Below are 25,104 nucleotides of genomic sequence, written 5' to 3'. Positions count from 1 at the left end.
CCATCAGCGCCTGCTCCTCCGCGCTCGGGAACGCGGGCGCCGCATGAGCGGAGAGGTAGGTGTCGAAGATGCCGTTCATGATGCCGCGCAGCTCGGCCGTGACCGCGCCCCGCAAGGGGTAGAGGCCGTCCCTGAGCAGGCCGAACCCGACGGTGCTGCGCGGCTCGGCGACGTCTTCGTTCGGGGCGGTGCCGTCGGGGTCGAGGCGCGCCTGCCACTGAACGGCCATGCCCCGGATCAGGTCCGCGGGGAACGCGAACCCCTCCCCCGGCAGCCCCGCTGTTTCTTCGGTGATGGCGCCGGTCGCGGCGGCGACCAGTGCACGTTCCGCGGTCAGGAGGTCGTCGGGGGCGACGCTCGGGCTGACCTTGTCGAGGGCCGTGACGATGGCCTCGGCCGCGTCGACACCCAGGTCGCCCGCGGTGAGTCCCGCGGCGACGGTCGGGTAGTACGGGGGCAGCATGCTGGTGCCGGCCCGGCGATCCGAGACGTTCCCGCCGAGCCGCACCCGCCGGTTCGCTTCGCGGGCGGAGACCCGGGTGAGGCGCGTGATCAGGTCGATGCCGTTGCTGGCCCCCTGTTTCCAGGCCAGGGAATCGTGGCCGAGGATGCTGCGGGAGCGGTCCGCGACATCCGTCGCCGTAGACACCCTGGCCGCGTCGAGCCGGCGGCCGAGCTGCTCCACCGCGCCAAGGACGGCCAGGGCGTCGGTGTCGGTGAGCCGCGATAACGTCAGGGAGTCGAGTGCGGCGGCCACAGCCAACCCCGCCCGCCGGATCAGCTGCACAGGTGAATCTGCCGCCTCTGCCGGGGCGGCTGGTGACTGCGGTGCGGATGCTCCTGCCATGCCCCGATTTTAGCAAAAAGCGTACGTGGTGTCGAGACTATCTCAACTATTTACCAAAGTATTTCGCAGATAGTTACGAATGAGGCTGGTGTTACTCGTGGGACGACCCAGCCATCCGCCCGCCCGATGAACCGACGGGATCGGCGGTTGAAAGACGCCCTGACCTCTCACAGCCGCCTGCTCCCCAACGGCGGAAACGCGGCGCCGAAACCTCGCCGAACCGTGAGTTCGGCCCCTCCCCGGGCGAGAAACAGGGGCCAAACTCACGGCTCGGCGACGAAGACGAACACGAACACGAAGACGAAGACGAAGACGAAGTTTGCGGGGAGGGGAAGCGGGATAAGGGTGCGACCGGGAGAGGGTGCGACCGGGATAAGGGTGCGACCGGGAGAGGGGACCTCAGGGGGACTCGGCCACGTGCACCAGCGCCTGGATCAGGGACTCGGCGCTGGGCGCGTCGGCCACCACGTCGACCCGCAGGCCGATCGCGGCCGCATCCTTCGCCGTGCGCGGTCCGATGCACGCCACCACGGTGGTCTCCGGAATCGGGCCGAACTGGTCCTTGACCTGCTGGGCGACGCTCCCCGAGGTGACGAGCAGGGCCTGCACGTTGCCGGCCGCGACATCGGCGACGACACGCTGATCCACCGGCACCCCGATGGTGCGGTACGCGACGACCGACGAGACGTCGTGGCCGATGCGGCGCAGACCCTCGGTCAGCAACGGCTTGGCGATCTCCGACCGCAGGGTCAGGATGCGCAGCGGCACCTGGCCTGAGGTGGCCGCCTCCCACTCCTCGAGCAGTCCCCGGGCCGAGTTGTCCTCGGAGGGGACGAGGTCCACCCGGTAGCCTGCGGCCATCAAAGCGGCGGCCGTGGTCTCGCCGACCGCGGCGATGCGCGTGCCGGAGGCGACGACGGCGCGATGAGAGGTGAGCACGTCGACCGTGGTGGCGCTGGTGACGGTCATCCAGTCGAAGTCGCCGGCGGCGAGACGGGCCAGGGCCTCGTCGAGCGCGGGGGCGTCGTCGGTCGCGGCGAAGTTGATCATCGGCGCGACGATCGGCTGCGCCCCCCTGGCCCGCAGGTCGGCGGCGACGTGGTCTCCCCAGGGGCCGCCGCGGGGCACGAGCACGCGCCAGCCGGTCAGCGGCTTGTCGGCCGGTTCGATCTTCCGGTAGCGCGCGGTCATCACGAGGTCACCTCAATCGGGGCGAACCCGGCAGCGCCGCCCGCGAGCAGGTCTCGAGCCACCCGGTCGGAGACATCCTCGGCCGCCTCGGTCAGGTGCACAAGGGAGTGCGACTCGGGTGTGGCGGCGTGAGAGCTCACGACGCTGCGGGTGCCGTCCGGGCTGTAGACCGTGGCGGTGAGGAACAGGAGCCCGTCGTCGATGGCTGCCATCGTGCCGATCGGCGCGGCGCAGCCGGCCTCGAGCCGGGCCAGAACGAGCCGCTCGGCGGTGGTCGTGGCCTGCGTGGTGGCGTGGTTGAGGGTGGCCAGCGCCGAGGCGAGGGCCCGGTCGATCTTCCCCTCGCGCACCTCGATCGCGAGCGCGCCCTGGCCGGGAGCGGTGGGCCACTCCGAGAGTTCCAGGTACTCCCCGTCGACGGATTCGAGGAGGGCCAGCCGGCTGAGGCCGGCTGCAGCCAGGATGACGGCGTCCAGGTCACCCTCGGCGACCCGGCCCAGTCGGGTGTCGACGTTGCCGCGGATGTCGACGATGTCGAGGTCGGGGCGCCGCGCTAGCAGCTGGGCCACCCGCCGCGGGGAGCCGGTGCCCACGCGCGCGCCCTGGGGCAGCGTGTCGAAGGTCAGCACGCCGCGGGCGACCAGCACGTCGCGGGCATCCGCGCGCTTCGGGGTGGCGCCGATGCGGAGGCCGGGATAGGCGGCGGTCGGCAGGTCCTTCAAAGAGTGCACGACCACGTCGCAGTCACCGGCCAACAGGGACTCGCGCAGGGCGCTGGCGAAGACGCCGGTTCCGCCCAGGCTCGACAGGGGTTCCCGGGAGGTGTCGCCGTGCGTCGTGATCGGAACGATCTCCACCTCGGCGCCGGCCGCGGTCGCGATGCGATTCGCGATCGCCGTGGTCTGGGCCAGGGCAAGGGCGCTGCCGCGCGTGCCGACGCGAATCAGGCTCACGGAGCCATCCCGGCGACGGCGGGCTTGAAGCCCAGGCGGACGTTCTCGCAGCAGCCGGGGCGACACACGTCGTACCAGGGCCCGAGGTCGGTCTGATGCGGCCGATCGGCGTCGGGGGTGTCGTTCAGGCGCTCCTCGACCAGGTCGATCAGCCCGCTGACGAAGGCCGGGTCGACGCCGGGCGTCGGCACGCGCACGGAGACCAGGCCGAGTTCCCCGGCCGTCTCGGTGGCCTCGTTGTCGAGGTCCCACATGACCTCCATGTGGTCGCTGACGAAGCCGAGCGGCACGATCACGACGGCACGGATGCCCCGGGCCGGCAGCAGAGTGATGGCGTCATTGATGTCGGGCTCGAGCCACGGCATGCTGGGCGGGCCGCTGCGGGACTGGAAGACCAGCTGCCACGGGATGTCCAGGCCGGCCATGACCTTCTGGGCCACGGCCAGGTGCTGCGCGGCGTACGCGCCGCCCTCGCCGAAACCGCGCTCGGCCGGGCCGCTCTTGTTGGCGTCGGTCATCGGGATCGAGTGGGTGGAGAACAGGATCTCCACCTCGGTCGCCGGGTCGATGCCGGGAACCTGGGCCTCGACATCCGCAAGCCCCTTCTGAAGGGCGGTCACGAACGGGGTCACGAAGCCGGGGTGGTCGAAGAACTGGCGCACCTTGTCGATCTGCACCACGCCCTCGAGGCCGGTTGCGGTCAGTGCCGCCGCGAAGTCCTCGCGGTACTGGCGGCAGCCGGAGTAGGAGCTGTACGCGCTGGTGGCGATGGCGAGCAGGCGCTTCTGGCCGTTCTCGTTGGCCTCGGCGATCGTATCGCGCAGGTAGGGCGCCCAGTTGCGGTTGCCCCAGAGCACGGGCAGGTCGATGCCACGGCGGTCGAGCTCGGCCTGGAGCGCGGCGCGGAGCACGCGGTTCTGGTCGTTGATCGGGCTGACCCCGCCGAAGTGGCGGTAGTGCTTGGCGACCTCTTCGAGGCGCTCCTCGGGGATGCCGCGCCCGCCGGTGACGTTGCGCAGGAACGGGATCACGTCGTCCTGGCCCTCTGGGCCGCCGAAACCGGCGAGCAGGATGGCGTCGTAAGTTGTCATTACTGCAAAACCTCCACGAGTTCGGCCGTCGTGATGCGGCGGCCGGTGTAGAACGGGACCTCTTCGCGCACGTGACGGCGAGCCTCGGTGGCCCGCAGCTCGCGCATCAGGTCGACGAGTTCGGTGAGTTCGTCGCTTTCGATCGGAAGCAGCCATTCGTAGTCGCCGAGGGCGAAGGACGAGACCGTGTTCGCGATCGCGCCGCGGAAGGCCGCGCCCTTGCGGCCGTGGTCGGCCAGCATCTTGCTGCGCTCGGCCTCGGGCAGCAGGTACCACTCGTAGCTGCGCACGAACGGGTAGACGGTGAGCCAGCCCTTGGGCTCGACTCCGCGCAGGAAACCGGGCACATGGCTCTTGTTGAACTCGGCGTCGCGGTGCACGCCCATGGCGTTCCAGGTCGGCAGCAGGCTCTTGAGCAGGCGGCTGCGGCGCAGCTGGCGATGGGCCCACTGCAGGGTCTCGGCGTCCGGGGCGTGGGTCCAGATCATCACGTCGGCGTCGGCCCGGAGTCCGGAGACGTCGTAGAAGCCTCGCACGGTGACGCCCTCGGCCTCGACCAGGTCCACGACGTCGTCGAGCTCGAGCACAGCGTGGGGAACGTCATGGCCGTCGAGGTCGTCCGGGTTCGCGGGGTCCTTGCGCAGCACCGCGAACAGAGTGAACCCCTGCGGCGACGCCTCGGGAGGGTCGATCGGAGGGTGGGTCTCGGCAGAGGTGGTGGAGTGAGGTGGGTTTACTGCCTCTCCGGCAGCCGGGTGAGTCATGGGTACTAGTCTCTACTTCTTTGGTCCGAGAGCCAAAAGACGGCCGCGGCTCCACGCCGGTTCGCGACGGTTCAGCCGCGGTTCAGCGGCGGCGGACGGCGTTCGCCCCGAGCCAGACCGATCCGCCCAGGACCGCGGCGGCGACCGCGGCGAGGCCGGCCAGCGCCAGGGGGTTCTCGTCCCGCATCCGCCGCAGGCGAAGCACGGCCCGGCGCGACTTGTACCGGAACTGCTTGGGGAGGTTGAGCTTGTACTCGATCGCGTCGAGGGTGCGCGCGAGTTCGGCGCGGGCGTCCGACGCCTGGCCGCGCAACTCGGCCTTCGACCGGGGCGCGGACTTTGCCGGCTCGACCGGCACGACGATGGTCTTCGACTCGGCGCCTGTCTTCGGCGCGATGCTCATCGTCAGTTCGGTGCTCGTCTTCGGTGCAGCGCTCATCTTCGGTTCAGTGCTCATAGTCGCCAACTCCCTTGAAAACGTCTACGTCGCGACGGATGCTCGCCGTCAGGCCGTTCGGATCCGTCGCGGTTCCGGCCTTCACCCGGTTGCGCCCGAGCAGCGCCAGAAGGAAGGCGATCAGCAGCATGGCCAGGGCAACCAGCAGCCCCGCCAGCCACAGCGGCAGGACCAGGGCGAGCGCGATCACGGCGACCGCGACCAGCACGCCGGTGGCGAAGAACGCCAGCACGCCGGCCACGACGAACAGTGCGACGCCGAAGCCGACGTTCTTCGCCTTGTCGGCCATCTCGGCCTTGAACGCCTGGAGCTCCGCCTGCACGAGGGCGCCGATCTGACCGGGCAGTTCGCCGAGCAGAGAGGACAACGAACGGCGGATCTTCGGGTTGAGGCCGTTGCCGTTCAATCCATTGATTTTGACTCCACTGTTGCTCACAGTTCCCCCTTCATTCGAAATGTCGCGGCGGCTACGTCGTGGCTCAGGCGGAGGGAGCCGAGTCGAACGGCTCAGCGGGTGAGGTCGTCGGACCGTTCGTCGTCACGGTGACGCGGCGAACCGTGGGGACATCCGTGGTTCCGGTCGTTCGGCCGGCCTTGTCCTGCCCGGCCTTGTCCTGCCCGGTCTTGGCCTGAACCGTGGCGACCAGCTTGCGGCCCCCTTCGAGGAGCGCCGAGGGCACATCCCCGACACGCTCGAGGGCGAAGTCGCGGGCCTCGTTCACCCGGCGCTGCACGGGCGGACGGCTCCACAGGTCCTGTGCCGCCGCAACGATCTGGTCGTAGCGCTTGCGCCCGGCGCGCGCGCCGAGAACGTAGCCGACAAGTCCGCCGGTGACGAACAGAAGCTTTCCCCGCATGTGTGACTCCATTCCTCAAGGTGCACGTATCTGATCAGAGTATCCCCCATCCGGGATGAGACGTATCTCCGACGGCGCCGATCTGAAACCGGGTGCCGATTCTCAGGCTGGTCGGGCCGAACCCTAGAGGCCGAGGGCCGCGTGCCGGGTGCGGGAGGCCGCGGCCAGGGCATCCGGGATCACCGAGGCGAGGCCGGTTCCGGCCAGCCAGGCACCGGTCAGTTCGAGCCCGGGGGTCGCGGCCAGCAGTTCGCGCACCTGGGTCACCCGGGCGGGGGCGCCCACGGTTGCCGGTGACAGGGCGTCGCCCCAGACGGTGCGGGCGAAGCCCTGCACGGCCCCGGCGTCGAGGTCGACACCCAGGATCGTGCGGGCGTCCCGGAGGGCGAGGGCGAGCAGTTCCTGGTCGGACAGGGCGGCGGTGGGGCTGTCCTGGCCGGCCCGGCCGTAGGACAGACGGATGACGTGGCGCCCCGGACCGGCGGCCGCGGCCACCCATTCCCACTTGGCGGTCACGTGGGTGAGCGCCTTGGCGGTCACCCCGGGCGTGCCGGAGGCGACGAGCGCGCCGGTGCCGCGCGGATTCGCGTCGAGCTCCGGTGCGTCGATCACGATCGTGGCGAGCTCGATCGCCGTGGGGCTCGGCCAGGCGAGTTCGGCGAGCGCCGCATGGGCCGGGCTGAGGGAGGCGACGAGGCCGAGCGCCTGTGCGCCCGGGGTCGCGATGATGACGAAGCGGGCGTCGAGGGGCTCCGGGCCCGCGGCATCCGCGGCGGGCGTGGCGGCATCCCCCGGCGTCGCGGCGGTTGCCGGCGTCGAAGCCGTTGCCGTCATTGCGGCAGCCGGGCGGCGGGTGACCGTCCAGGTCGGTTCCTCGTCGCTGCCGGCGCGGCGGAGCGCGGTGACAGGCGCATCCGTCTCGATCTGCACGCCGAAGTGCTCGAGATCGGCGACCAGCGCCCCGACCAGGCTGGACATGCCGCCGTGGAGGCCGGCCACGGCGGAACCGGCCGGCGCGGCCGAACGCAACGACAGGACGGCGCCGGAGAGGGAACCCGTCACGGTCAGCGCTGAGTTGAGCCCGGGGGCGACGACGTCGACCTCGAGGTCGTCGGCCGACGACGAGTACACGCCCGTGGTGACCGGTTCGACGAGCCGGTCGAGCACCCGGCGTCCCATCCGCTTGCGCACGAGTTCGCCCAGGCTGTGTTCGCGGCCGATCGTCAGAACCGGCATCAGCCGGTCGAGGTAGGCGCGCAGGGCGCCGCTCCAGCCGATCACCCGCCGCACGTCATCGGCCAGGGGCGAACCGGGGATGCCGAGTACGCCCGCCTTGGGCAGGGGAACGCTGAGGGAACCGCCGGGCGTGCGGTCGTCGGGCAGGTGGAGCCAGGCCCCGGCGGGATTCGGGGCCACGATCCGGTCGGTCAGCCCGAGGCCGTCCACGAACTCGGCGACGGCGTTGCGTCGCACGGCGAAACTCTCGGCGCCGCTGTCGAGGCGGAGGCCGGCCACCTCGTGGCTGCCGACCGCACCGCCGAGCGCGGCGGTGGCCTCGAGGACGGTGACGCTGAGCCCGATTCGCGCACAGGCGCGGGCGGCCACGAGACCGGCCACCCCGCCGCCGATGACGATGACGTCTTTCATGCGCCGGCGGTGACCTCGTGTACGAAGGCCACCAGGCGGGTGAGAACGTTCGGGTCGGTCAGGGGCGGCACGCCGTGGCCCAGGTTCAGCACGTGCGACGGCGCCGTGCGGCCGCGCTCGAGCACGTCGAGAACGTGCGCCTCGAGCACCGGCCACGGGGCGGCGAGCATCGCGGGATCCACGTTGCCCTGCACGGGGACCAGGCCGCCGAGTCGGCGGTTGGCCTCGTCGAGAGGAACCCGGTAGTCGACGCCGACGACGTCGGCGCCGACGCCGTGCATCTCCTTGAGCAGTTCGCCGGTGCCGACGCCGAAGTGCACGACCGGGACGTTGCGGCGCACGGAGGCCGCGGCATCCGTGTCGGTGGTGTCGGCGGCGCCTGTGCCGGCGGCCCCTGCGGCCGAGCCCTCGTCGTAGGTGAGGTCACGCACGTGGGCGATCGCCGCGGCCGACGCCGGGGCGACGTACCGGGTGTAGTCGTCCAGGGAGAGCGCGCCCGCCCAGGAATCGAACAGCTGCGCGGCGCTGGCGCCGGCCAGGACCTGGGCGCGCAGGAAGCGCCCGGTGACCTCCGCCGTCCAGGCCATCAGGGCCGCCCAGGCGTCGGGGTCGGCGTGCATGAGCGTGCGGGCGTGGATGTGGTCCTTGGACGGTCCGCCCTCGACGAGGTAGGCCGCCAGGGTGAACGGGGCGCCGGCGAAACCGATCAGCGGCGTCGACCCCAGCTCGGCCACGGTGCGGGCGACGGCCTGGCCGATGGGCGCGAGGGTCTGCTCGAGCACGGCCGGATCGAGGGCGGTGAGCTCCGCGACATCCTTGGCGGTGCGCACGGCCTGGCCGAGCACCGGGCCCATGCCGGCGACGATCTCCACGTCGACGCCGACCAGCTTGAGCGGGATGACGATGTCGCTGAACAGGATGCCGGCGTCGACGTTGTGACGGCGCACGGGCTGCAGCGTGATCTCACTCGCCATCTCCGGGTCGAGGCAGGCGTCGAGCATGCGGGTGCCGACCCGCAGCGACCGGTATTCGGGCAGCGATCGACCGGCCTGCCGCATGAACCAGACCGGCGTCACGTCCGGTCGGGTGCCCTGGTAGGCGCGGATGAGGCGGGAATCGGTGGTGAGTCCGGTGGCCAGAGGGTGTTGCGCGTCGAGGTTCATTGCCTTGATTCTGTCAAACTTCCAAGCCGCGGGCGATTCCGCCCCCTCCGGGGCGTCGTAGACTCGGTGAGTGTTGATCTGCCTGTCCGCCAGCCACAAGAACTCCAGCTTCGAGGTGCTGGAGAGATTGTCCGTCGGCTCAGGCGACACGGCCGAAGACATCCTGGAGCGGCATCCCGCCCTGGTCGGAGCCGTCATCGTCGCCACCTGCAACCGTTTCGAGGCCTACCTCGACCTCGACGAACCGGCGGGGGCATCCCCCCTGACGGCCATTCACGCCGCTATCGACGGGGTCAGCGCAAGCACGGGCGTCACCGCCGAGGTCCTCCGGGGCACCCTGGACCTCGTGCACGGCAGCAGCGTCGCCGAGCACCTCTTCGCCGTCACCAGCGGGCTCGAATCCGTCGTCGTCGGCGAGGGCGAGATCGCCGGCCAGGTGCGACGCTCGCTTGAGCAGGCCCGCCTCGGCGGCACCACGAGCCCCGAACTGGAGCGCCTCTTCCAGCGCGCCTCCCAGACCTCCCGCGGTGTCAAGAACCGCACCGGGATCGGCGCCGCCGGCCGTTCGCTGGTGCGCCTCGCGCTCGAACTGGCCGAGAGCCGCGTCACGGACTGGGGCCAGACCCGCGTTCTCCTCGTCGGCACCGGCCGGTACGCCGGCGCCTCCCTCGCCGCCCTGCGCGACCTCGGCGCCGAGGACGTGCGGGTGTACTCCCCGTCGGGCCGCGCCCGCAAATTCGCCTCCTCGCACCAGATCACCGCCGTCGCCGAGGCGGACTTCGCGGCGGAATCGGCCCTGGCCGACCTCATCCTCACCTGCACGACCGCCGACGACCACGTGGTCAACGCGGCGCTTCTCCGCGCCGGCCTGGCCGTCACGGCGCAGACCCCGGTCGGAGGCGCCCTGCCGCACCTTCCCTCCTGCCCGACGGATGCCGCGGCCGAGGCCCCGCGCCGGCTCATCATCGACCTGGGGCTGCCGCGCAACGTCGACCCCGACGTCACCGAACTGGCGGGGGTGGAACTCCTCGACCTCGAGACCATCCGCATCCACGCGCCGTTGGAAGAGCTCAATGCCACCAGCGACGCCCGCCTGATCGTGGGCCGCGCGGCGCGCAAATTCTCCGCGGTCGCCGAAGAACAGAGCCTGGCCCCGGCCGTCGTCGCGTTACGCAGCCACGTCTTCGACATCCTCGACGGCGAGATCCTGCGGGCCCGCGGCCGGGGCGACTCCAGCGAACAGACCGAGGCTGCCCTGCGCCACCTCGCCGGCGTGCTGCTGCACACCCCGATGGTGCGGTCCCGCGAACTGGCCCGCGCCGGCGAGCAGGCCGCGTACCTGACCGGGCTCGGCGCCCTGTTCGGCATCGAGGTTCAGCTTCCAGCCGCCGGTTCGTCGGCCACGGTGGCCGATATCGGCCCCGCGGCATCCTGACCCCGTCTTCGTCCGGGCATCCGTCTCCCGCCGCCTCTTGCGGCTAATTCAGGAGAAACGCCGAGCCGGGCCGCCGGCGTCCCGCCGTTCCGGGCCTGCCCGGGCTCCCGTCCGGGTTTCCTCCTGAGTTAGCCCCACCGGCCGGGTTTCCTCCTGAGTTAGCCCCACCGGTCACCCCGCTCTTCCGAGTCAGCCCCGCAGACCACCCCGCCTCGCTACCCGGTCACCGGCAACTCTCCGGGTCGCCCAGGTGCCCAGCACGTGCATAACTCCTGCAATTCGTCGCGCGGGGCGGCCGGCGCCCCGGAAACACGCGGGAGCGCGGCCGGGCCGTGTCGAATTGCAGGAGTTATGCGCACAAACCGGCGGCGACGCCGACAGACCCCGGCGACGGGGCGCCGACGACGGCCGAATGCCGGCTAGGCGCCGCGGAGGCGCACGGCGAGGTAGGCGTCGAGCGCGTCGAGCGGCACGCGCTCCTGCGCCATGGTGTCGCGGTCGCGCACGGTGACGGCCTGGTCCTCGAGCGAGTCGAAGTCGACCGTGACGCAATACGGGGTGCCGATCTCGTCCTGGCGGCGGTAGCGCCGGCCGATCGCGCCGGCGTCGTCGAAGTCGACGTTCCACGACTCGCGCAGCCGCGCCGCGAGGGATTTCGCCATCGGCGACAGCGCCTCGTTGCGGGACAGGGGCAGCACGGCGACCTTGATCGGCGCGAGGCGCGGGTCGAGCTTCAGCACGGTGCGCTTGTCGACGCCGCCCTTCGCGTTGGGCACTTCCTCCTCGTGGTACGCGTCCACGAGGAACGCCATCAGCGAGCGGGTGAGGCCGGCAGCGGGCTCGATCACGTACGGGACCCAGCGCTCGTTCTTCGTCTGGTCGAAGTAGGAGAGGTCCTTTCCGGATGCCGCGGCGTGCGTCTTCAGGTCGAAGTCGGTGCGGTTCGCGACGCCTTCGAGCTCGCCGAATTCACTGCCGCTGAAGCCGAAGCGGTATTCGATGTCCACGGTGCGCTTGGAGTAGTGGGAGAGCTTCTCGGCCGGGTGTTCGAACAGGCGCAGGTTGTCGATGTTGATGCCGAGGCCGGTGTACCAGGCCATCCGCTGGTCGATCCAGTACTGGTGCCACGTCTCATCCGTGCCCGGCTCGACGAAGAATTCCATCTCCATCTGCTCGAACTCGCGGGTGCGGAAGATGAAGTTTCCCGGGGTGATCTCGTTGCGGAAGCTCTTGCCGATCTGGCCGATGCCGAACGGCGGCTTCATGCGCGCCGCCTGCAGCACGTTGGCGAAGTTCACGAAGATGCCCTGCGCGGTCTCGGGGCGCAGGTAGTGCATGCCGGCCTCGTCGTCGACCGGGCCGAGGTAGGTCTTGAGCAGGCCGGAGAAGGCGCGCGGCTCGGTCCAGATGTGGCGGTTGCCGCAGTTCGGGCAGGGAATGCCGTCGATGCCGCCCTCGGGCGGGCGGCCCTTCTTCTCCTCGAATTCCTCCTCGAGGTGGTCGGCCCGGAACCGCTTGTGGCAGCTCGTGCACTCGACCAGCGGGTCGCTGAAGACCTCGACGTGACCGGATGCCTCCCACACCTTGCGCGGCAGGATCACCGAGGAATCGAGGCCCACCACGTCGTTGCGGCTGGTGACCATGAAGCGCCACCACTGCTTCTTGATGTTCTCCTTGAGCTCCACCCCGAGCGGCCCGTAGTCCCAGGCGGACCGGGATCCGCCGTAGATTTCACCGGCCTGGAAGACGAACCCGCGGTGGCGGGCGAGGGCGATGACGGAATCGAGGCGGGTGGGGGCGGCCACGGTGGCTCCAATGGTCGAAGGTGGAAAAGGTGGAAAGAGCGGGAAATCGCGGAGGATCAGGCACAAGCCGACCGGCGCTCACCCTATTTTAGGCGTGCGTCCGGATTCCGCCGTTCGGCTGTTAGCCTAGCTAAGGAATTCCGCAGTCCTTGCGGGGCCTCAAGGGAGAGATCATGGGCACCAAGCCCCGCACGCCACACGATTCAACCGAGGGGGTGGACGCACTGGACCGGGATCCGGCGCTGTTGCCCGTAGCCCTCGACCAGACCACGCACGACGCCGAAGAGGCGCACTGGACTCCGGCCAAGATCGCGCTCTGGGGCGGGATCTCACTGCTCGGCGGCCTGAGCTGGGTGATGCTCGCCGTGGTTCGCGGGGAAACCGTCAACGCCATCTGGTTCGTCTTCGCCGCCGTCTGCACCTACCTCATCGGGTACCGCTTTTACTCCAACTACATCCAGAAGCACCTGACCCGGCCCGATGACCGGCGCGCGACTCCGGCCGAATACAAGGCCGACGGCAAGGACTACGCCGCGACTGACCGCCGAGTCCTCTTCGGCCACCACTTCGCCGCGATCGCCGGCGCCGGACCGCTCGTCGGTCCCGTCCTGGCCGCCCAGATGGGCTACCTGCCGGGCACGATCTGGATCATCGTCGGCGTCGTCCTCGCCGGTGCGGTTCAGGACTACCTGGTGCTGTTCTTCTCGATGCGCCGCGGCGGACGTTCCCTGGGCCAGATGGCACGGGACGAGCTCGGCAAGGTCGGCGGCACGGCCGCCCTGATCGCGACCCTCGCGATCATGGTCATCATCGTGGCCATCCTCGCCCTCGTCGTCGTCAACGCCCTCGCGGCCAGCCCGTGGGGCGTCTTCTCGGTCTCGATGACCATCCCGATCGCCCTGTTCATGGGCGTCTACCTGCGCTTCTTCCGCCCGGGCCGCGTCAGCGAGATCTCGATCATCGGATTCATCCTGCTACTGGCCGCCATCGTCGGCGGCGGCATGATCGCGGACACCGAGTGGGGCGCATCCTTCTTCCACGTCGACCCGCTGCCCCTCGCGATCGGCATCATCATCTACGGCTTCGTGGCCGCCATCCTCCCGGTCTGGCTGCTGCTTGCTCCCCGGGACTACCTCTCCACCTTCATGAAGATCGGCACGATCGGGATGCTCGCCCTCGCGATCATCATCGTTCGCCCGGAGATCGCGGCACCGGCCACCAGCGAGTTCGTCAACGGCGGCGGCCCCGTGGTGAGCGGCTCGCTCTTCCCGTTCCTCTTCGTCACCATCGCCTGTGGCGCCCTCTCCGGCTTCCACGCCCTGATCGCCTCCGGCACCACGCCGAAGCTGATCGAGAAGGAGCGCCAGACGCGCTTCATCGGCTACGGCGGCATGTTGATGGAATCGTTCGTTGCCATCATGGCGCTCGTCGCCGCCCTGTCGATCGACCGCGGGATCTACTTCGCCATGAACTCCTCCGCTGCCCTCACCGGCGGCACCGTCGAAGGCGCCGTCGCATTCGTGAACGGCCTGGGCCTGACCGGCGTCAACCTGACCCCGGACATGCTCACCGAGACGGCGAAGAACGTCGGCGAGTCCACCATCGTCTCCCGCTCCGGCGGCGCCCCGACTCTGTCGGTCGGACTGGCCAACATCATGCACCAGGTCATCGGCGGCCAGGGGATGATGGCGTTCTGGTACCACTTCGCCATCATGTTCGAGGCCCTGTTCATCCTGACCGCCGTCGATGCCGGCACCCGCGTGGCCCGCTTCATGCTGCAGGACAGCCTGGGCAACTTCTTCCCGAAGTTCAAGAACACGTCCTGGCGTGCAGGCGCCTGGCTGACGACCGGCATCATGGTCGCCGCCTGGGGTGCCGTGCTCATCATGGGAGTCACCGACCCGCTCGGCGGCATCAACACACTGTTCCCGCTGTTCGGCATCGCGAACCAGCTGCTCGCAGCGATCGCGCTGGCCGTCTGCCTGGCGATCGTGGCCAAGCGCGGGCTGTTCAAGTACCTGTGGATCGTGGCCCTGCCGTTGACCTTCGCCGCCGTCGTGACCATTTACGCGTCGTTCCTGAAGATCTTCTCGACCGTTCCCGCCGTGGGCTACTTCGCCCAGAACCGCGCCTTCTCCAAGGCGCTCGATGACGGGCTCACGACCTTCGGCACGGCGAAGACCGTCGAGGCGATGGAAGCCGTCGTGCGCAACACGATGGTTCAGGGCATCCTCTCGATCCTGTTCGTGGTGCTGGCCATCATCGTGATGATCACCGCCGTGCAGGCCACATGGAAGTCCTACAAGACCCGCGACTTCGGCACCAATGAAGATGACGCGGTGCCGTCGCAGATGTTCGCCCCGTCGGGCTTCGGCGCGACCCCGGCCGAGAAGGCCCTGTCGTCGCTCTGGGACGCGCAGACCGCGCAGGCCAAGGTTGCCAAGGTCGGCACCCCGGAGAGGACGACCCGCCGATGAATCTCCTCGCCACGGTTCGCACCGGCGCCAGGAACGTCGCCTGGTTCGTGAAAGGGGTCATGGGTGAAGACGCCTGGGACAAGTACAAGGCCCACCACGAGTCGCTTCATGCCACGGATGCCGCAGCCTGCGACTCCCCGCGGATGATGACGGAACGCGAATTCTGGCGGGACCAGACCGACCGGCAGGACATCAACCCGCAGGGTCGCTGCTGCTGAGCACCTACTTGTGACCACCTGCTGCTGACACCTGCTGTCGACCGGCCCGCTGCCCCGCGAAGGATCCCTTCGCGGGGCAGCGCTGTGTCAGCGTCTCGCTGGGCAGCGTCGCGGCAGGTCAGTGCACGTATTCGAGCAGGTCGAGGCCGACGGCGCGCATGCCGTCCAGCACGGCGAGGCGGGAAGACAGGCGGGTGTCGGCGAAGGACATCGACACCGCGTAGGTCACGCCCGCGCGGGGGCCACGCAGGATGCCGACCTCGCTGCGGACGCCGACATCCGTGCCGGTCTTGTTGACCAGCAGCAGGCCGTGGTCTTTTTCCCGGTGGGCGAGCGGGTCGAAGCCGAAGGCGCTGGCCACCATGGACAGGTCGGCGCCCAGCGACAGCCAGCCGATCACGCGTTCACTCGCCTCGGCGTCGACGACCTCGCCCCGGGCGAGCGCCGTGAACAGCCAGGTCAGCTCCTTGGCACTGGCGACCGACAGCTGGGGCGCGTCGTCGGGACCGCGGCGGTCGCGCACGAGATCGAGCAGGGCCGTTCGGCCGAGGCCGAGCTGTTCGGTGCGGGCGCGAACGGCGTCCAGCCCGACCGCACGGATGAGCACGTTCGTGGCCAGGTTGTCGTTGGCCGCGCCGATCAGGGCCGCCAGGTCGGCGACGGGCAGCGACGGCGCCTGGAGGTGCTGCCAGAGGCCGGATCCGCCGGCCGAGTCGGCGACGGTGCGATCGAGGATCGTGTACGCGCCGAAGTCGGCGTCCCGGAGCCGGGCCGCCACCTCGATCAGGAGGAGCACGGTGCCGATGCCCGCTGTGGGCATGACGACGTGGTCGTCGACGGAGAAGAGCACCCGGCCGGTGACCAGGTCTGTGGCCCGGGCCGAGACCTGCACCCCGTCGACGGCGAGCTCCCCAAGCGCCTGGAATCCGCGGCCGAAGTTCCCCGCGGACTCCGTGCCGCCGTGCCGCCCGCGGCGCGCGGACGAGTGACGAGACCGTCGCTCTGAGTCCTGGGCGGTCACCAGATCGTGACGCGCTTTTCCGGGGCCAGCCACAACTCGTCTTCCGGCGTGACGTCGAAGGCCGTGTAGAACGCTTCGATGTTGCGCACGATCTGGTTGCAGCGGAATTCATTGGGCGAGTGCGGATCGATCGACAGGAGGCGGATGGCCTCCTCGTCGCGCATCTTCAGCTGCCAGGCCTGCGCCCAGGAGAGGAAGAACCGCTGCGCGCCGGTGAACCCGTCGATCACGGGCGGCTCCTGGCCGTCCAGTGAGAGGAGATAGGCCTTCCAGGCGATCGATAGTCCGCCGAGGTCGCCGATGTTCTCGCCGACGGTGAGCGCACCGTTGACGTGGTGGTCGGGCACCTGCCGGGGCGCGAGCTCGTTGAACTGCTCGATCAGGGAGCTGGTGCGCTGCTCGAAGGCGATGCGGTCATCCTCGGTCCACCAGTCGATGAGGAGCCCGGTGCCGTCGTACTTCGAGCCCTGGTCGTCGAAGCCGTGGCCGATCTCGTGGCCGATCACGGCGCCGATGGCACCGTAGTTGGCCGCGGCGTCGCGCGCGTCGTCGAAGAAGGGGGGCTGCAGGATCGCGGCCGGGAAGACGATCTCGTTGAACCCCGGGTTGTAGTACGCGTTGATGGTCTGCGGGGTCATGAACCACTCGTCCCGGTCGAGCGGGTTGCCGATCTTGCCGAGTTCCCGCTGGAACTCGAACTCGTTCGTGGCGTGAACGTTGGCGAGCAGGTCGTCGGCGGAGACGGGCAGGCTCGAATAGTCCCGCCACTTGACCGGGTAGCCGATCTTCGGAGTGAACAGCTCCAGCTTCTCGAGGGCCCGGGTGCGGGTCTCCTCGGTCATCCAGTCGAGCTGGATGATGCTCTGCCGGTACGCCTCGACCAGGTTGGCGACGAGAACGTCCATGCTCGCCTTGGCGCTGGGCTTGAAGTGACGCTCCACGTAGATGCGGCCGACCGCCTCGCCGAGTGCTCCCTCGACCAGGGAGACGCCGCGCTTCCACCGGTCCCGCAGCTGCGGGGTTCCGGTCAGGGTGCGGCCGTAGAAGTCGAAACTGGCCTCGACGAAGTCGCTGGAGAGGAAAGCGGCGCTCGAACGGATGACCTGCCACCGCAGCCAGTCCTGCCAGGCCTCGATCCGGTCTTCGGTCAGCATCTCGGCGAGCCCGGTCACGAAGCTGGGCTGGCGCACGACGACCTCGTCGAAGGCGTTGGCGGGGGCGTCGAGCCCCTCCAGCCAGAGCTGCAGGTCGGCGCCGGCAGCGAGAGCGGTCACCTGGCCCCAGGTCTTGAGGTTGTAGGTCTTCTCGCTGTCGCGGCAACGAACCTTGTCCCAGTGGTGGGTGGCGAGTTCTGTTTCGAGGGCGAAGACGCGTTCGGCCCGGCCGGCGGCGTCCGCGAGGCCGGCGAGGCCCAGCATCCGGGCCAGGAACGCCTGATAGGCCTCGCGGATGGCGGCGGACTTCTCATCGCGGTAGTAGGACTCGTCCGGCAGGCCGAGCCCGGCCTGCTCGACGAAGACCAGGTACCGCTCGGGGTCGCCGGGGTCGTTGTCCACGTGCAGCTGGAAGGCGCCGGACACGCCGGCGCGCTCGAAGCGGCCGAGGGTGCCGAGCAGCGCGTGGATGGAGGTGATGCCGTCAATGGTGGCGAGGTCGGCCGCGAGGGGGGTCGCGCCGAGCCGCTCGACGCGCTCCTCATCCATGAAGCTCGCGTAGAGGTCGCCGAGCTTGCGCTCCTCGGTGCCGGGCACCGCGGACTGGGCGTCCAGGATGATCACCCTGACGGCCTTCTCCGACTCCTCGGCGAGCAGGTAGAAGGACCCCCAGCGGGCCTTGTCGGCCGGGATCTCGGCGCGGGCGATCCACTTGCCGTTCACATGGCGGAAGAGGTCGTCCTGCGGCCGGAGGGCGGGGTCGAGTTCGTCGATGTCGATTCCGGACGCGGTCACCAGGTCAGTCATGCCTCCCACCCTATGCGCTCTCGCCTGATGGTCGCGGGGTTCGGGCTCACAGGGCCAGGTCGCGCCGACGCACGCCGATGACCGCCGCGGCGCCGAGGCACAGCGCGATGCCCACCATCCACCAGCCCTCGCTCCAGTCGGCTCCGGTTCCGACGACGACCGGCGTGTGGCTGAACGGCGAGAGGGCCTGCAGCCAGTCCGGCAGGTCGAGGAGGTCGCCGAACTGGCCGATCAGCACGGCGACCAGCAGCAGGGCCAAGCCGATCCCGATGCTGGCGCGCGGCAGGTACGCGAAGAACAGGGCCCCGGCGAGCAGGATGAGCAGGGCCGCCGGAACCTGGGCGAGCCCGGACTCGGCGACGCTCCGAATCCGGTCGCCCGCCTGGGCAGCCGTCGTCTGGGCCAGCCCGAGGACGGCGCCGACGACCGCCGTCGCGAGCACCAGCGTCAGGGCCAGGCCGCCGAGGAGGATGTAGTCGAGCAGCCAGCGCACGCGGTTCAACGGCGCGGAGAGCAGCAGTTCCGCCGAACCGTCGGCCTCTTCCTGGCGCATCCGGATCATCGCCTGCATCGCGGCCGCCGCCGCAAGAATGCCGATCAGGCCGAACAGGGCCGCGGTGAACACGTCGATGATCGATCCGCGGTCGCCTCCCGCCATCCCGGCGAGGATCCCCTCGAACGCGGCGTTCCCCCGCACCAGGTCGACGACCGTCTCGCCGAGGGTGCCGGCCACCACGCCGAGGAACAGACCGGCGATCGACCAGCCGAGGATCGCCGGATACTGCAGTCGCCAGGCCAGGCCGAACGAGCCCCGCAGGGTGCGCCGGGCATGCTCGCGCCCGGGTCGTTCCGCGATCAGGCTGGAGTCCAGGTCACGCACCGCCTGCAGCACCAGGGCGACGCCGAGGAGCAGCGCCGCGAACGCCAGGTCGAGCAGCAGGGGCGTGGGGTTGTTGGTCGTGTACGCCTGGGTCTGCTGGCCCCAGCCGATGGGCGAGAGCCGGCTCGGCCACGCGCTGGTGATGCGGAGGCCGTCGGCGGAGGGCGCGCCCCCGGCATCCCCCGCGGCGCGCAGCACGTAGGCGACGCCGATCAGCGCCGACGCGAGCCCGTTCGCGCCCCGGGAGGTGCGCATGATCTGGGCGCAGACCAGGCCGACGCCGAGGAAGACGACGGAAGTGCCGGCCACGGCCAGCCCGAAAAGGGTCGAACCGGCCGCCTCGAACCCGGCTGCCAGCAGGCCCAGGGCCACCGCGGCGCCGGCCGCGAGGGCCGTCCCGACGCCGTGCACCATCGTGGCGACCAGCGGGATCAGCCGGCCGGCCGGCGTCGCACCGACCAGTTCGGCCCGCCCGGACGCCTCCTCGGCGCGCGAGTGCCGCACGGCGAGGAAGGCGCTCATGAAGGCGGCCATCAGGGCGATAGTGGCGAAGGTCAGGAAGAAGACGAGCGCATCCACCGCGGCGCCCTGGGGCGCGCCGCGGAACATCAGGATGGTGGGGGTGAGCACGGCGATGCGCACGAGGGCCTCGCGCTCGGCCAGGGCGCCGAAGTTGCCCGCCACCGCGACGCCGCTGAAGAAGGCCAGGGCGCCGAATGAGGCGATCCAGACGGGCACCTGCAACCGGTCGCGGCGGAGCCGCAGCAGAGGCCCGAGAGTGCTCATCGGGACGCTCCGGCGGCCGGCCGACCCGGTATCTCGTCGCGGTAGTGGCGCAGAAAGAGGTCTTCGAGCGACGGCGGAGCGATCGTCAGGCCCTGCACCCGCAGCTGCGCGAGCACCGGCAGCACCTCGGGCAGGGCGTCGTTGTCGGCGGTAAAGGCCACCTGCCCGTTCGAGCTGACCAGATCGCGGGCAGCCGGGATGCGCTGGGCCAGCCGGCCAGGTCGGCATCCGTCAGACCCGTGCTCGCGAAGGCGATCTCGGTGCCGGTGAGGTGGCGGAGGTCGGCCAGCGTGCCGGTCTCGACGGTCTTGCCGGCCCGGATTATGCTCACCCGGTCGCAGAGGTGTTCCACCTCGGAGAGGATGTGGCTCGAGAGCAGTTCGGTGGCGCCGTCGGATACCGCGGCCCGGATCTCACGGCGGAAGACGGCCTCCATCAGCGGGTCGAGGCCGGAGGTCGGCTCGTCCAGGATGTACAGGTCGGCCGCCGTCGCGAGGGCGGCGACGAACGCGACCTTCTGTCGGTTGCCCTTCGAATAGGCACGTCCCTTCTTCGTCGGGTCGAGTTCGAAGACCTCGAGGAGGTGCCGGCGACGGTCCCGGTTCGCGGCGGGGTCAGCGCCGCGGAGTCGTCCGAGCAGGTCGATCGCCTCGCCGCCGGAGAGATTGGGCCACAGGCTCACGTCGCCCGGGACGTAGGCGATGCGGCGGTGGAGGGCCACGGCATCCGTCCAGGGGTTGCCGCCGAACACCGTCGCGGTGCCGCCGCTCGCGCGGTAGAGGCCGAGCAGCACGCGAATCGTGGTGGACTTGCCGGCCCCGTTCGGCCCCAGGAAGCCGTGCACCTCGCCGGCCGGGACCGACAGGTCGAGGCCGTCGAGGGCCCGCACCCGGCCGAATCGCTTCTGCAGATCTCGGGTCTCGATGACGGCGCTCATGCTGCCCAAGCTGCGCCCCACGGCGCCCGGAACCGACTCCCCCACCGCCCCTTGTTCCCATTCCGGTCGAGAGTGCCCGCAATGCCGGCCACTCTCGACCGGAACGGGCACACTTGGCCCGGCGCGCGGCACCCTCACGACCGGGCCCGCGGCGCCCCGGCGGGCGAGAGGCCGGGCGCTCCCGAACGGCTGAACTAGAGTCGTGAGCATCACCGTCACCATGCTCCGCCCGCAGCCCATCGACCGCGAGATCCTGCGCCTCGCCCTCCCCGCCGTCGGCGCGCTCATCGCCGAACCGCTGTTCCTGCTCGCGGACTCCGCCATGGTCGGCCACCTCGGCACCGTGCCGCTGGCCGGCCTCGGCCTCGCCAGTGCGGTGCTGCAGACGATCATCGGGCTGATGGTGTTCCTGGCCTACAGCACCACGCCCGCCGTGGCCCGCTGGCTGGGAGCCGGTGACCGGCGCCGGGCCGTCGCCGTCGGCATCGACGGGCTCTGGCTGGCCCTCGGCCTCGGCGTGGTGCTCGCGATTGTCGGCTGGTTCGCCACTCCCCTCCTCGTCGGCGCCTTCGGGGCGGATGCCGCGGTCACCGCCGCGGCCGCGAGCTACCTGGGCATCTCGATGTTCGGCCTGCCGGCCATGCTGCTCGTCTTCGCGGCGACCGGGCTGCTCCGGGGGCTGCAGGACACGCGCACCCCGCTGTGGGTGGCCGGGATCGGGTTCTCGGCCAACATCCTGCTGAATGCGCTGTTCATCTACGGGCTGGGCCTCGGCATCGTCGGTTCGGCCCTCGGCACGGTCGTCGCCCAGTGGGCGATGGTGGCCGTCTACCTGGCCGTCGTCGGCCGCCATGCCCGCCGGGAGGGCGCGCCCCTGCGCCCGCACCGGGCCGGGATGCTGCGCGGCGCGACGTCCGGCGGCTGGCTGTTCCTGCGCACGGTCAGCCTGCGGGCAGCCATGCTCCTCGCGGTCTACGTCGCCACGAGCCTCGGGTCCCCCGAACTGGCGGCCTTCCAGATCGCCATGACACTCTTCGCCACCCTCGCCTTCGCCCTCGACGCCCTCGCGATCGCGGCCCAGGCGCTCGTCGGCCAGGGCCTCGGCGCTGGCAACCTGGCCGGCGTACGCGCGGTGCTGCGGCGCTGCCTCGAGTGGGGAGTGCTCAGCGGAGCCGCCCTCGGCCTTCTCGTGGTCGCCGCGAGCGGGGTGCTCGGCCGGCTGTTCACGACCGCGACCGAGGTCAGCGGCCTGCTGCCGGCGACGCTGATCGTGCTCGGGCTCTCGGTTCCGCTCGGCGGCGTGGTCTTCGTGCTCGACGGGGTGCTGATCGGCGCGGGCGACGCGCGCTACCTGGCCCTGACCGGCGTGGTCAACCTGGCCGCCTTCGCACCGCTGGCCGTCGCGGTCATGCTCTGGGCGCCCTCCGGGGCCGCGGGCCTGGCCTGGCTGATGTCGGCCTTCGCGTTCGGGTACCTCGGCGCCCGCGCGGTGACCCTGGGGCTGCGCGCCCGGGCCTCCCGGTGGATGGTCGTCGGCGCACGCTGACGCGGCCGGGGCCGCTTGCCCAGCCCGACGAGCTCAATTAGGGCGCGCCGGGTTGAAACGGGCGCGACGGGGTCGAGAATGGTGGTTGTGCCGGCGCGGTCTCACGACCTGACCATCGGCGGACACGACGCGTGTGCAAAGGACACTGATGACTGCAATTGAGGTTCCGGAGATTCCCGAGAGCGTTCCCCGGCCGCTCCTCCCCGGGGGGCCGCCGAGCCCCCTGGCTCGCTGGTTGATGCAGAACCAGGTGCAGCCGGTGGGGCCGGAGGCCGCGGAGAGCACCGAGTCGACGCACTCCTGGTGGAAGGTGATGTGCCTGACCGGCGTCGACTATTTCTCGACCCTGTCATACCTGCCGGGCATCGCCGTTCTGGCGGCGGGGGCCCTGTCGCCGCTGGCCACCCTCCTGATCGTGGCCCTGACCCTGCTCGGCATGCTGCCGATGTACCGCCGGGTGGCCAAGGAGAGCCCGCACGGGCAGGGCTCGGTGGCGATGCTGGAGCGCCTCCTCCCGTTCTGGCGGGGCAAGGTCTTCGTTCTGGTGCTGCTCGGCTTCGTCGCCACGAGCTGGATCATCACCATCACCCTCTCCTCCGCGGATGCCACGGTGCACCTGCTGGAGAATCCCTACGCGCCGGCCTTCCTCGAGGGGCAGGCCGTGCCGATCACGGTGACGCTGCTCCTGGTGCTCGGCGGGGTGTTCCTGCTGGGCTTCCGCGAGGCCGTCGCGGTCGCCGTGCCCCTGGTCGTGATCTTCCTGCTCCTCAACGGGATCGTGATCGCCGTCGGCCTGTACGGCATCGTCACCGACCCGGGCACGCTCACGGCGTGGACCGACGCCGTGACCTCGGGCGGCCTGGGCTTCGGCAACATCCTCGGCCCGGCGATCATCGCCTTCCCGCTCCTTGTCCTGGGCCTCTCCGGCTTCGAAACCGGCGTCAGCATGATGCCGCTGGTCGCCGCGAGCGGTCAGACCACCCAGGAACGGCTCGCGTCGCGCATCCGCAACACCCGCAAACTACTGACCGCCGCGGCCGTCATCATGAGCGTCTACCTGCTGGCCAGCAGCCTGGTCACGACGGTCCTGATCCCCGCCGACGCGTTCCAGCCGGGAGGCGATGCCAACGGTCGCGCGCTGGCCTACCTGGCGCACGAACTCGTCGGGAACGGGTTCGGCACGGTCTACGACGTGAGCAGCATCCTGATCCTGTGGTTCGCCGGCGCATCGGCGATGGCGGGCCTGATCAACATCGTGCCCCGCTACCTCCCGGCCTACGGGATGGCCCCCGAGTGGAGCCGCGCCGTTCGACCGGTCGTGCTGGTCTACACGGCCGTCAGCGTGCTGATCACGATCGGGTTCAACGCCGACGTCAACGCCCAGGCCGGAGCGTACGCCACCGGGATCCTGGCGATGATGGTGTCCGGGGCCGTGGCGGTCACCATCTCGGCGGTGACCCACAAGCAACGGAGGGCCGGCATCGCCTTCGGCATCCTGACCCTGGTTCTGGTCTACGCGCTCGTCGACAACATCATCGAGAAACCCGACGGGATCACCATCTCAATCTTCTTCATCCTCGGAATCGTCACCGTGTCCCTGATCTCCCGGGTGTCGCGCACGACGGAGCTGCGGGTGGAACGGGTCGAGTTCGATGAGGCCGCCCGTCGCTTCGTGCGGGACTCGATCGTCTTCGACGGGGCTCTCAACCTGATCGCGAACAAACGGGCCACCGGGGACCGGGCGGAGTACGCCGACAAGGAACGGGAACAGCGAGGCATGAACCCCGTTCCCGGCGCGGCCGACCTCCTGTTCCTGGAGATCACCGTGGTCGATCCGTCGAGCTTCAGCGAAACGCTGCGCGTCCGAGGCGTCGAAGTCGACGGGTACCGCATTCTCCGCGCCGAGAGCCCGGCGGCGCCGAACGCCATCGCGGCCATCCTGCTGGCCCTCCGGGATGCGACCGAGGTGCGCCCGCAGGCTTACTTCGAATGGTCAGAGGGTAACCCGATCGGGCACCTCCTGCGTTATCTGTTGCTGGGCCAGGGCGACACCGCCCCCGTGGTGCGCGAGATCCTGCGCAAGAGCGAGACCGATCCGGCGCGCCGGCCGGGCATCCATGTGGGCGGTGGCTGAACCCGACGGCGAACGGATGCGAGGCCGCGCCGATCCGATCCCGTGCCGCCGGAGTGTCCGCTAGCTGAAGGAGTCTCCGCAGGCGCAGCTGCCGCCGGCGTTCGGGTTGTCGATGGTGAAGCCCTGCTTCGCGATGGTGTCCTCGAAGTCGATGGACGCGCCCTCGAGATAGGGCACGCTCATCTTGTCGAGGACGACCTCGACGCCGTCGAAGTCGACGCGCGCGTCACCCTCGAGGATGCGCTCGTCGAAGTAGAGCTGGTAGATCAGGCCGGAACAGCCGCCGGGCTGCACGGCGACGCGCAGTCGCAGGTCGTCGCGCCCCTCCTGACGGAGCAGGCTGCGCACCTTCTGCGCGGCCGCCTCGGTCAGGCCGACTCCGTGCGCGGGGTTGGCGGGAGCAATGGTGTCGGTCATGGGTTCCTCGGACTTTCACGTCGGATGTTCGCGCCCGGCCCGCTCGGTGGAAGCGACGTCGTGGGCACGAGTATTCAGACACTCTAAGGCCCTTCCGTGCGGGGAGGATGTGTCCACCGTGCCCTCGGGGACCGGCCTGGGCATCCGCTCCTCCGGGGCTGCTGCGAAACCCCGCCGGCCTCTAGCCAGATGAAAACCAAGAGCCTAGGGTGGGGTGTTCAACGATTTTTTATGCGCGCTGTCCAGATGACCGCGATGCAGCACGGCGTGATCCTTGAACGTGTAAAGGCGCGCAAAGTAGCCGTCCTCACAACCCGTTCCCGCGGTTCTCCTGATCGAGACCCGCCGGGGATGACCGGACTAATATCCGGGTTGTCGTGGATGGAAGAAGAGGTAAACATGGCTGATGTCCTGCTTGACCGCCCCGAACTTGCGGGGCTCGGTACGTACGAGTTTGGTTGGTCCGATTCCGATGCGGCGGGCGCGTCCGCCAGGCGCGGGGTTTCGCCGGAGGTCG

General features: G+C 70.2%; 20 protein-coding genes and 2 pseudogenes. 6 read left to right on the top strand and 16 right to left on the bottom strand.

Annotated features, from left to right (window positions below; all coding sequences use genetic code 11):
* The 10 genes from E3T24_RS04565 to E3T24_RS04520 all read right to left on the bottom strand — a co-directional run.
* Window positions 1-847: DUF222 domain-containing protein (locus tag E3T24_RS04565; protein WP_134434334.1), on the bottom strand; the 847-nt coding region annotated here is incomplete at its 3' end.
* A gap of 399 nt (window positions 848-1,246) precedes the next feature.
* Complete coding sequence (locus E3T24_RS04560) at window positions 1,247-2,038, bottom strand: uroporphyrinogen-III synthase (RefSeq protein WP_134365907.1); 792 nt, start codon at window positions 2,036-2,038, stop codon at window positions 1,247-1,249.
* Window positions 2,038-2,991: a hydroxymethylbilane synthase gene (gene hemC / locus E3T24_RS04555; protein ID WP_134365906.1), complete on the bottom strand. Its 954-nt coding sequence runs from the start codon at window positions 2,989-2,991 to the stop codon at window positions 2,038-2,040. The genes E3T24_RS04560 and hemC overlap by 1 nt, the downstream gene beginning before the upstream one ends.
* The gene (locus E3T24_RS04550) at window positions 2,988-4,082 is read right to left on the bottom strand and encodes a ferrochelatase (RefSeq protein ID WP_134365905.1); all 1,095 of its coding nucleotides are present in this window, start codon (window positions 4,080-4,082) and stop codon (window positions 2,988-2,990) included. The genes hemC and E3T24_RS04550 overlap by 4 nt, the downstream gene beginning before the upstream one ends.
* Window positions 4,082-4,846: a hydrogen peroxide-dependent heme synthase gene (gene hemQ, locus E3T24_RS04545; RefSeq protein WP_134365904.1), complete on the bottom strand. Its 765-nt coding sequence runs from the start codon at window positions 4,844-4,846 to the stop codon at window positions 4,082-4,084. Before hemQ ends, E3T24_RS04550 begins: the two co-directional genes overlap by 1 nt.
* An 82-nt stretch (window positions 4,847-4,928) precedes the next feature.
* Window positions 4,929-5,303, bottom strand: coding sequence for a hypothetical protein (locus E3T24_RS17865; protein WP_241975959.1), 375 nt, complete (start codon window positions 5,301-5,303; stop codon window positions 4,929-4,931).
* Window positions 5,293-5,739, bottom strand: a complete 447-nt coding sequence (locus tag E3T24_RS04535; RefSeq protein WP_160141136.1) for a phage holin family protein — start codon at window positions 5,737-5,739, stop codon at window positions 5,293-5,295. Before E3T24_RS04535 ends, E3T24_RS17865 begins: the two co-directional genes overlap by 11 nt.
* 43 nt (window positions 5,740-5,782) lie before the next feature.
* Window positions 5,783-6,160, bottom strand: a complete 378-nt coding sequence (locus E3T24_RS04530; RefSeq protein WP_134402888.1) for a YtxH domain-containing protein — start codon at window positions 6,158-6,160, stop codon at window positions 5,783-5,785.
* Between the two features lie 123 nt (window positions 6,161-6,283).
* Window positions 6,284-7,807 (bottom strand): protoporphyrinogen oxidase, encoded by a 1,524-nt coding sequence (gene hemG, locus E3T24_RS04525; protein WP_134366546.1) that lies wholly within the window; start codon window positions 7,805-7,807, stop codon window positions 6,284-6,286.
* Complete coding sequence (locus E3T24_RS04520) at window positions 7,804-8,970, bottom strand: uroporphyrinogen decarboxylase (RefSeq protein ID WP_134366547.1); 1,167 nt, start codon at window positions 8,968-8,970, stop codon at window positions 7,804-7,806. The genes hemG and E3T24_RS04520 overlap by 4 nt, the downstream gene beginning before the upstream one ends.
* A 70-nt stretch (window positions 8,971-9,040) precedes the next feature.
* Between E3T24_RS04520 and E3T24_RS04515 the strand changes: the two genes are divergently transcribed.
* On the top strand, window positions 9,041-10,405 hold the full coding sequence (locus tag E3T24_RS04515; RefSeq protein WP_134366548.1) for a glutamyl-tRNA reductase: 1,365 nt from the start codon (window positions 9,041-9,043) through the stop codon (window positions 10,403-10,405).
* 419 nt (window positions 10,406-10,824) lie between these two features.
* On the opposite strand, the gene E3T24_RS04510 is transcribed toward E3T24_RS04515, so the two are convergent.
* Window positions 10,825-12,210, bottom strand: coding sequence for a glycine--tRNA ligase (locus E3T24_RS04510; protein WP_134366549.1), 1,386 nt, complete (start codon window positions 12,208-12,210; stop codon window positions 10,825-10,827).
* Between the two features lie 173 nt (window positions 12,211-12,383).
* Between E3T24_RS04510 and E3T24_RS04505 the strand changes: the two genes are divergently transcribed.
* Together E3T24_RS04505 and E3T24_RS04500 are read left to right on the top strand one after the other, a co-directional pair.
* Window positions 12,384-14,687: a carbon starvation CstA family protein gene (locus E3T24_RS04505; RefSeq protein ID WP_134366550.1), complete on the top strand. Its 2,304-nt coding sequence runs from the start codon at window positions 12,384-12,386 to the stop codon at window positions 14,685-14,687.
* Entirely contained in the window at window positions 14,684-14,905 is a 222-nt protein-coding gene (locus tag E3T24_RS04500) for a YbdD/YjiX family protein (RefSeq protein ID WP_134406227.1), read from the top strand. The genes E3T24_RS04505 and E3T24_RS04500 overlap by 4 nt, the downstream gene beginning before the upstream one ends.
* Window positions 14,906-15,023: 118 nt before the next feature.
* Here the strand turns inward: E3T24_RS04500 and E3T24_RS04495 are convergent, their stop codons facing one another.
* The 4 genes and pseudogenes from E3T24_RS04495 to E3T24_RS04480 form a co-directional block, all read right to left on the bottom strand.
* Window positions 15,024-15,926 (bottom strand): serine hydrolase, encoded by a 903-nt coding sequence (locus E3T24_RS04495; RefSeq protein ID WP_241975961.1) that lies wholly within the window; start codon window positions 15,924-15,926, stop codon window positions 15,024-15,026.
* Window positions 15,923-17,887 carry a M13-type metalloendopeptidase gene (locus E3T24_RS04490; protein ID WP_134366552.1) on the bottom strand — a complete coding sequence of 655 codons (1,965 nt, stop codon included), beginning with the start codon at window positions 17,885-17,887 and terminating at the stop codon, window positions 15,923-15,925. Before E3T24_RS04490 ends, E3T24_RS04495 begins: the two co-directional genes overlap by 4 nt.
* Before the next feature lie 46 nt (window positions 17,888-17,933).
* Window positions 17,934-19,553, bottom strand: a complete 1,620-nt coding sequence (locus E3T24_RS04485; RefSeq protein ID WP_134434333.1) for a polyketide antibiotic transporter — start codon at window positions 19,551-19,553, stop codon at window positions 17,934-17,936.
* A pseudogene (locus tag E3T24_RS04480) lies at window positions 19,550-20,490 on the bottom strand (ABC transporter ATP-binding protein). Before E3T24_RS04480 ends, E3T24_RS04485 begins: the two are co-directional and overlap by 4 nt.
* A gap of 220 nt (window positions 20,491-20,710) precedes the next feature.
* Here E3T24_RS04480 and E3T24_RS04475 point away from each other — a divergent pair.
* Both E3T24_RS04475 and E3T24_RS04470 read left to right on the top strand, forming a co-directional pair.
* A complete protein-coding gene (locus E3T24_RS04475) occupies window positions 20,711-22,036 on the top strand; it encodes an MATE family efflux transporter (RefSeq protein WP_134402890.1) in 1,326 nt (441 codons plus the stop codon).
* Between the two features lie 148 nt (window positions 22,037-22,184).
* On the top strand, window positions 22,185-24,170 hold the full coding sequence (locus E3T24_RS04470) for an APC family permease (protein WP_134402889.1): 1,986 nt from the start codon (window positions 22,185-22,187) through the stop codon (window positions 24,168-24,170).
* A 60-nt stretch (window positions 24,171-24,230) separates the two neighbouring features.
* On the opposite strand, the gene erpA is transcribed toward E3T24_RS04470, so the two are convergent.
* Window positions 24,231-24,587, bottom strand: a complete 357-nt coding sequence (gene erpA, locus E3T24_RS04465) for an iron-sulfur cluster insertion protein ErpA (protein WP_134366555.1) — start codon at window positions 24,585-24,587, stop codon at window positions 24,231-24,233.
* Window positions 24,588-24,776: 189 nt separating this feature from the next.
* Between erpA and E3T24_RS17740 the strand changes: the two are divergent.
* Window positions 24,777-25,104: pseudogene (locus E3T24_RS17740) on the top strand (hypothetical protein); the annotation flags it as partial.

This window comes from Cryobacterium sp. TmT2-59 (assembly GCF_004403545.1).
In the GTDB taxonomy this organism is placed as follows: Bacteria; Actinomycetota; Actinomycetes; order Actinomycetales; family Microbacteriaceae; genus Cryobacterium; species Cryobacterium shii.
Note: the sequence above shows the minus strand (reverse complement) of the source record. Positions and strands in the feature narration are given on the sequence as shown.

Coding starts and splice junctions, on each gene's coding strand:
- E3T24_RS04560 (WP_134365907.1), bottom strand. CDS start 2,038: ATGACCGCGCGCTACCGGAAGATCGAACCGGCCGACAAGCCGCTGACC.
- E3T24_RS04550 (WP_134365905.1), bottom strand. CDS start 4,082: ATGACAACTTACGACGCCATCCTGCTCGCCGGTTTCGGCGGCCCAGAG.
- hemQ (WP_134365904.1), bottom strand. CDS start 4,846: ATGACTCACCCGGCTGCCGGAGAGGCAGTAAACCCACCTCACTCCACC.
- E3T24_RS17865 (WP_241975959.1), bottom strand. CDS start 5,303: ATGAGCACTGAACCGAAGATGAGCGCTGCACCGAAGACGAGCACCGAA.
- E3T24_RS04530 (WP_134402888.1), bottom strand. CDS start 6,160: ATGCGGGGAAAGCTTCTGTTCGTCACCGGCGGACTTGTCGGCTACGTT.
- hemG (WP_134366546.1), bottom strand. CDS start 7,807: ATGAAAGACGTCATCGTCATCGGCGGCGGGGTGGCCGGTCTCGTGGCC.
- E3T24_RS04520 (WP_134366547.1), bottom strand. CDS start 8,970: ATGAACCTCGACGCGCAACACCCTCTGGCCACCGGACTCACCACCGAT.
- E3T24_RS04505 (WP_134366550.1), top strand. CDS start 12,384: ATGGGCACCAAGCCCCGCACGCCACACGATTCAACCGAGGGGGTGGAC.
- E3T24_RS04500 (WP_134406227.1), top strand. CDS start 14,684: ATGAATCTCCTCGCCACGGTTCGCACCGGCGCCAGGAACGTCGCCTGG.
- E3T24_RS04490 (WP_134366552.1), bottom strand. CDS start 17,887: ATGACTGACCTGGTGACCGCGTCCGGAATCGACATCGACGAACTCGAC.
- E3T24_RS04485 (WP_134434333.1), bottom strand. CDS start 19,553: ATGAGCACTCTCGGGCCTCTGCTGCGGCTCCGCCGCGACCGGTTGCAG.
- E3T24_RS04475 (WP_134402890.1), top strand. CDS start 20,711: ATGCTCCGCCCGCAGCCCATCGACCGCGAGATCCTGCGCCTCGCCCTC.
- E3T24_RS04470 (WP_134402889.1), top strand. CDS start 22,185: ATGACTGCAATTGAGGTTCCGGAGATTCCCGAGAGCGTTCCCCGGCCG.
- erpA (WP_134366555.1), bottom strand. CDS start 24,587: ATGACCGACACCATTGCTCCCGCCAACCCCGCGCACGGAGTCGGCCTG.